This window comes from Lelliottia sp. RWM.1 (assembly GCF_016859735.1).
Taxonomy (GTDB): domain Bacteria; phylum Pseudomonadota; class Gammaproteobacteria; order Enterobacterales; family Enterobacteriaceae; genus Enterobacter.
This window is the reverse complement of record NZ_WLVC01000053.1, coordinates 21,222-27,853: the sequence shown is the minus strand read 5'-3', so window position 1 is coordinate 27,853 and position 6,632 is coordinate 21,222. Positions and strand designations below refer to the sequence as shown.

General features: G+C 51.0%; 6 protein-coding genes. 1 reads left to right on the top strand and 5 read right to left on the bottom strand.

The features are described 5' to 3' along the window. Nucleotides 1–223: 223 nt before the first annotated feature. The 5 genes from GF617_RS23755 to aspA form a co-directional block, all read right to left on the bottom strand. On the bottom strand, nt 224–799 hold the full coding sequence (locus GF617_RS23755; RefSeq protein ID WP_181621925.1) for a transcriptional regulator: 576 nt from the start codon (nt 797–799) through the stop codon (nt 224–226). A 37-nt stretch (nt 800–836) separates the two neighbouring features. Next, complete coding sequence (locus GF617_RS23750; protein ID WP_203452582.1) at nt 837–2,534, bottom strand: protein-disulfide reductase DsbD; 1,698 nt, start codon at nt 2,532–2,534, stop codon at nt 837–839. After that, nucleotides 2,510–2,833 carry a divalent cation tolerance protein CutA gene (gene cutA / locus GF617_RS23745; protein ID WP_203452581.1) on the bottom strand — a complete coding sequence of 108 codons (324 nt, stop codon included), beginning with the start codon at nt 2,831–2,833 and terminating at the stop codon, nt 2,510–2,512. Before cutA ends, GF617_RS23750 begins: the two co-directional genes overlap by 25 nt. Nucleotides 2,834–2,946: 113 nt before the next feature. Further along, the gene (locus GF617_RS23740; RefSeq protein ID WP_181621928.1) at nt 2,947–4,248 is read right to left on the bottom strand and encodes an anaerobic C4-dicarboxylate transporter; all 1,302 of its coding nucleotides are present in this window, start codon (nt 4,246–4,248) and stop codon (nt 2,947–2,949) included. A 117-nt stretch (nt 4,249–4,365) separates the two neighbouring features. Beyond that, the gene (gene aspA / locus GF617_RS23735; RefSeq protein ID WP_181621929.1) at nt 4,366–5,802 is read right to left on the bottom strand and encodes an aspartate ammonia-lyase; all 1,437 of its coding nucleotides are present in this window, start codon (nt 5,800–5,802) and stop codon (nt 4,366–4,368) included. Between the two features lie 335 nt (nt 5,803–6,137). On the opposite strand from aspA, the gene GF617_RS23730 reads away from it, so the two are divergent. Beyond that, entirely contained in the window at nt 6,138–6,608 is a 471-nt protein-coding gene (locus GF617_RS23730) for an FxsA family protein (RefSeq protein WP_203452580.1), read from the top strand. Nucleotides 6,609–6,632 lie beyond the last annotated feature (24 nt).

Genomic DNA, 6,632 nt, shown 5'->3' with positions numbered 1-6,632 from the left:
GAATCGAACCAAGGACACGGGGATTTTCAATCCCCTGCTCTACCGACTGAGCTATCCGGGCAACGGGGCGCATTAAACCGCAATCACGCACAATCGTCAACCTTATTTCTGAAAAAGCCATTCAACTGCTTAAGTTTGCGGCAATTTGTCGGTTTTCACGCCGAAATGACGAAATTTCTCCAAAAGCCCACCCCTGTTTAATGTCAGGGCTGGAATTGTTCATTCAGGTGAGCGCACCACCCGTACGACACTGCGCAAAGCGCAGGATATCTTCCGCGAGGCGGTGTGCAGTATCAACATCGGCCTGGCTACGATTGACCAGCATTCGGCTCAGGCAGCCCTCCAGTACCAGCTCCATCTGTCTTGCAACCATCGCTGGGTCATCCACTTCAAGCCTGGTGAGCAGTTCATGCGTAAAATCATGTGCAGCGCGTTTCTGCTGATCGGCCAACTGGTGAATGGGATGGTCGGGATCGGGATAGAATGTGCACGCGGCGATGAACAAACAACCCGGATAACGGTTATTGCTCACACACTCTGTGAGAGCGGTATAGCGCGCCAGTAGCTTTTGCTCGGCTGTCAGTTCTTCATCCAGCATCAATTTTCTGCGCCAGGTATCAACCTGCTGACTCAGATAGCGCAAGGCGTCATAAAGTAATGCCTCTTTGTCGGGCCAGAACCGACGCAGGTCATCCAGAGGATAATCAATACGTTCTGCCACCATCTCAAGTGTGGTGCTGGCGATCCCTTGGATTTCAAGTAATTGCAGGGCTTGTCCCAGTACGTCTTCACGTTGCACGGTTATCTCCTCCCCGTTATCCCGATTAAAGTGTTGTTTACGGTTGGCGATCGCGCAAATGTGCGCTGAATGTTGTGGCATCCATAAATCCGGTTACGCGCTTGTCTTGCTGCTCGTTACCGTTTTCATCAAAGAACAAGATAGTTGGCAATCCGAGTACGTTGAGCTGTGTAAGTAAGGCTTTATCCTGCGTATTGTTGGCCGTCACATTGGCCTGCAGTAGAACCGTTTTTTGCAGTGCGTTTTGCACTTGCGGATCGCTGAAGGTGTATTTTTCAAACTCTTTACAGGCGACACACCAGTCAGCATAAAGATCGAGCATAACCGGTTTACCCTTTGCTTGCGCCAGGGCGTTATTCAGTTCATCAACATTCGTAATTTGTGTGAAGTTCAGATGAGCCTGAGTTTGTACGGTATGGGAACCAAATGCCCAATCCTGCAATGGACGAACGCTAATCAGCGCGGCCGCCAGCAGGATAATTTGCACGATTCGAATCCATGCTTTTTTTGCCGAAAGGCTGGTGATAAATGCCCAGCCAAAGAATGCCACACCGAGCATTGCCCATAAACGTAACCCCCAGATATCCCCGATTACACGTTCCAGCAGGAATACCGGCAGCGCCAGAATCACAAAGCCGAACGCTGTTTTCACCGTTTCCATCCACGGACCGCTTTTCGGCAGCAGTCGGTTACCGAAGACGGTAACCAGAATGAGTGGCAGGCCCATCCCCAGCGCGTACAGATAGAGCGTTCCTCCCCCGAGCCACAAGTTACCGCTCTGGGCGATATAGAGCAAAATAGCGCTGAGTGGCGCAGTGGTGCACGGCGAACAGATTAACCCGGCAATTGCGCCCATCGCAAACACACCACCGGGTGAACCACCCTGCTGACGATTACTCATCAACGTTAGGCGGGTTTGCAGTGATGAGGGTAATTGCAGAGCGAACAGGCCAAACATTGACAGTGCCAGTAGGGTAAATACTACTGACAGACCGATAAGTACGTAGGGATGCTGAAGTGCTGCCTGGAACTGCAGTCCGGCGGCCGCGACGACGAGACCAAGCGCAGTATAGGTGAGGGCCATGCCCTGAACATAAATAAATGCCAGCAGCAGCGCACGGGCTGTGGAAAGACGTTGTTTACCCCCCAGAACAATACCGGAGATCAGCGGGTACATCGGTAACACACAGGGCGTGAAGGCAATGCCGATGCCAATCAATAAAGCCCAGAGTGCGGAAAAGGGAAGTTCGCTCTTCGCGTTTGCTGGTTCCCTGGATGTATGAGGAGGCGTCGAAGGCTCGGCAATAGCTTGCACTTCGCTGAGTGGGACGACTTTGGTTTCAGGCGGGTAGCAAAAACCAGCGTCCGCGCAACCCTGATAGGTCACTGTCAGTGTCGCACCTTTATCCGCCTGGTTAATCGTGACAGGGACGGTTAGCCGGTGGCGATAAATCTCACTTTTACCGTAAAACTCGTCTTCGTGCCATTCGCCTGCTGGCAGTTGCACTTCACCAACGCGTGCGTGAGCAGGAGTAATACTCACCTGCTTACGGTAGAGATAATATCCATCCTTCACCTGCCAGGTCAGATTAAGGTCGTGCTGGTTTTGCTGAAAATCGAACACGAACGCCTGGTCGGCGGGAATAAAGTTAGAGCGGCCGGGAGCATCAAACAACCCGGCAAAAACTGATGTGCTGCACAGTAGCAGGATCAGCGTAAGGAAGCGTTGAGCCATGAGAGATAATCGTTATCGCCGTGGATGACTGGCAGTACCAGCAGTTCCGGGGTTTGGTAAGGGTGATGAGATTTAAGACAATCGAGAAGTGCTTGCTGGTTAGCAAGGTTGGTTTTGAGCAGCATCTGAACCTCGTACTCTTGCTCCAGCTTGTCTTCCCAGTAATACAGGGAGGTTGCACCGGGGAGCAGGGTCACGCAGGCCGCCAGTTTTTCTGCCAGCACTTTGGCGGCCAAATCCTGGGCGGAAGCTTCATCGGGAGCGGTACAAAGCACAACAACAGCGTCAGGCGTGTTCACAGGTCGACCTCGTTCTCGCGAAAAAAATCACTATACCACGCGAGGCTGATGGTCATTAATGAATCGGGCCGCTACGCGACCCGATTTTAACTATTTTTACAACCACAAAACATTTACAGCACGATACCGCCAATGATAAAGCCCAGGATCACACACAGGGTAATCGCAATGACACCTGGGATCAGAAACGCATGGTTAAACACGTATTTACCGATACGAGTGGAGCCTGTGTCATCCATTTCAACTGCTGCAAGCAACGTTGGGTAGGTTGGCAAAACGAACAGGGCAGACACGGCTGCAAAAGAGGCAATCGCAGTCAGCGGGGTCACGCCCAGCAGTAGCGCCGCAGGCATCAGGGCTTTGGTGGTCGCAGCCTGGGAGTAAAGCAGGGTGGCCGCAAAGAACAACACCACGGCCAGCAGCCACGGGTAGTTGTGCAGCAGGTCACCCGCTACAGTCTGGATATCGGCGATATGTGCTTTCACGAAAGTATCACCGAGCCACGCTACACCCAGTACACATACGCAGGCACTCATACCGGATTTAAAGGTGCTGGCGTTCAGCACTTCGCTGGTGTCAATTTTACAGGTGATGCTAATCAGCGTTGCGATAGTTAGCATGAAGACCACAATCGCTTCGTTACGTGGCAGAACCGGGTTCTGAATCAACCCCACCGTATCGCTAATAGCAGTGGCGTAGAACATCACGGCCACGATGCCGATCAGGAACAGCATCACAGAGCGTTTTGCATGAGGTTTTAGCTCAAACACCTGGCTGCCACGCAGGCGCACTTCACCTTTCGCCAGACGTTCCTGGTAAACCGGATCGTCTTTCAGCTCGCAACCCAGGAAGTTACAGACCACTGCGGTAATCATAACGGCGATCAACGTGACCGGAATACAGATCCCCAGCAGTGTCAGGTAACTTACGCCCATAGGCTCCAAAATACCGGCGAAGAAGACCACAGCGGCTGAAATAGGCGAAGCAGTAATCGCAATCTGTGAAGCCACTACGGCGATAGAGAGCGGACGTGAGGGGCGAATGCCTTGCTCTTTCGCCACTTCGGTAATGACCGGCAGTGTGGAGAATGCGGTATGGCCTGTACCCGCAAGAATGGTCATAAACCAGGTGACCAGTGGGGCAAGGAAGGTGATGTATTTCGGATGGCGACGCAACATTCGTTCCGCCAGGCTTACCAGGTAATCCATACCACCTGCCACTTGCATGGCAGCGATTGCGGCGATAACCGCCATGATGATTTCGATAACGTCAAAAGGGATTGCGCCAGGTTTGATCTGAAATATCAGGGTAAGAACGAGTACCCCGAGCCCCCCCGCAAAGCCAATGCCGATACCACCGAGTCTTGCTCCCAAATAAATCGCCAGTAAGACGACGACGAGTTCTGCTCCAAACATAGTAGGGTTCCTTGTTTATTAACAAGTTGATATTAAATTGTTGTGTAATTGGTAATGCTTAAAAAGAAAAAAGGCACGTCACAAGTGACGTGCCTTCGGCAAGTTTAACCGGAACGGTTATTGTTCGCTTTCATCGGTATACCGTTTTGCTTTGTATGCCGGGTGCATCAGGTTCTGTGCTGAGAAAATATCATCCAGCTCAGCTTCCGTCAGCAGGCCGCGCTCCAGCACGACTTCACGTACGCTCTTACCTGTTTCGGCGCAAATCTTACCGACAATGTCGCCATTATGGTGGCCGATGAACGGGTTAAGATAGGTCACGATACCGATCGAGTTGTAAACGAAGCTCTCGCACACTGCTTTGTTGGCGGTGATGCCGTTGATGCATTTCTCCAGCAGGTTATAGCAAGCGTTGGTCAGGATGTGGATAGACTCGAACATCGCCTGGCCGATGACAGGTTCCATCACGTTCAGCTGCAATTGACCCGCTTCGGAAGCCATGGTGACGGTGATATCGTTACCGATGACTTTGAAGCACACCTGGTTTACCACTTCTGGCACAACCGGGTTCACTTTGGCTGGCATGATAGAAGAACCTGCCTGCAGTTCTGGCAGGTTGATTTCATTCAGGCCAGCACGCGGGCCTGAAGAGAGCAAGCGCAGATCGTTACAGATTTTAGACAGTTTCACCGCCAGACGTTTCAGGGCGCTGTGTACCATTACGTAAGCGCCGCAGTCTGAGGTCGCTTCGATTAGGTCTTCTGCCGGGACAACTGCCAGGTTAGACACTTCAGCCAGTTTCTGTACGGCCAGTTGTTGGTAACCGTCTGGCGTGTTCAGGCGCGTCCCGATCGCTGTCGCACCAAGGTTCACTTCCAGCAACAGTTCAGATGTACGCAGGATATTTTTGGTTTCTTCGTTTAACAGGACGTTAAACGCATGGAATTCCTGACCGAGTGTCATCGGTACGGCATCCTGCAACTGGGTACGGCCCATTTTCAGGATGTCCTGGAACTCAACCGCTTTACGCTGGAAACCATCACCTAACTGGTTAATTGCATCGACCAATTTCACCACGGAGGCATATACCGCGATGCGGAAGCCAGTAGGGTAGGCATCGTTGGTGGACTGGCATTTGTTAACGTGGTCGTTCGGATTGAGGTACTGGTATTCACCTTTCTGATGGCCCATCAGCTCCAGGCCGATATTCGCCAGCACTTCGTTGGTATTCATGTTGACGGAGGTTCCCGCACCGCCCTGATAGACGTCAACCGGGAACTGATCCATACATTTGCCGTTGTTCAGTACTTCGTCACAGGCGGCGATAATCGCATTTGCAGCGCTTTTAGGAATGGTTTGCAGTTCTTTGTTAGCCAGCGCAGCGGCTTTCTTCACCATAACCATGCCACGTACAAACTCAGGGATGTCGCTGATTTTGCTATTGCTGATGTAGAAGTTTTCAATCGCTCTCAGAGTGTGAATACCGTAGTAGGCATCCGCTGGAACTTCCCTGGTACCCAACAAATCTTCTTCGATACGAATGTTGTTTAACATGTGAACCTTCTTTTCAAGCTGCCGATGGATTGTACTAAACACACAGTATATATGTGGTTTTGAATATTTTCTGACCGACGATTATTCCCTCAATCAGCCAGATGTTCGAGATCATATGCTGATAATAGCGAATTGCCGTAATCTGGATCACTTATTATTGCCCTCGTAACATGATAATTATTAATCTGTGAAATGAATCACCGCTTTAATATTTCCGAAAAAAATATCCGTGCAAACTGATTGAATTTTGGCTAACCGCCACCATCTTGTGTAGACGCGAAGTGCGAACACATTCAGACAGGGGCCAAAAGGCCTCTGCCATACAGGAGATGCCAGTGCGCTGGATACCGTTTATTGCCATTTTTCTCTATGTCTACATTGAGATATCGATTTTTATTCAGGTCGCTCATGTGCTTGGCGTCCTGCTGACGCTGATCCTGGTGATCTTCACATCGGTGATTGGGATGTCGCTGGTGCGTAATCAGGGTTTCAAAAATTTCCTGTTAATGCAGCAGAAGATGGCGGCAGGTGAAAGCCCGGCGGCTGAAATGATCAAAAGCGTGTCACTGATTATTGCTGGGTTATTGCTGATTCTGCCTGGGTTCTTCACCGACTTCCTTGGCCTGTTACTGTTGCTGCCACCGGTACAAAAACACCTGACCATGAAACTGATGCCGCACCTGAGCTTCAGCCGTATGTCTGGCGGCGGGTTTAGCTCTGGTCCTGAAAATGGGGACACCTTCGAAGGGGAATACCAGCGTAAGGACGAACAGCACGACCGTTTAGACCATAAAGACGATCGTTAAGCAGAGCGCTTCACCAAATGACTG

Bases quoted from the DNA above. Each gene is read 5' to 3' on its own strand.
- GF617_RS23740 (WP_181621928.1), bottom strand. From the start codon at position 4,248: ATGTTTGGAGCAGAACTCGTCGTCGTCTTACTGGCGATTTATTTGGGA.
- aspA (WP_181621929.1), bottom strand. From the start codon at position 5,802: ATGTTAAACAACATTCGTATCGAAGAAGATTTGTTGGGTACCAGGGAA.
- GF617_RS23750 (WP_203452582.1), bottom strand. From the start codon at position 2,534: ATGGCTCAACGCTTCCTTACGCTGATCCTGCTACTGTGCAGCACATCA.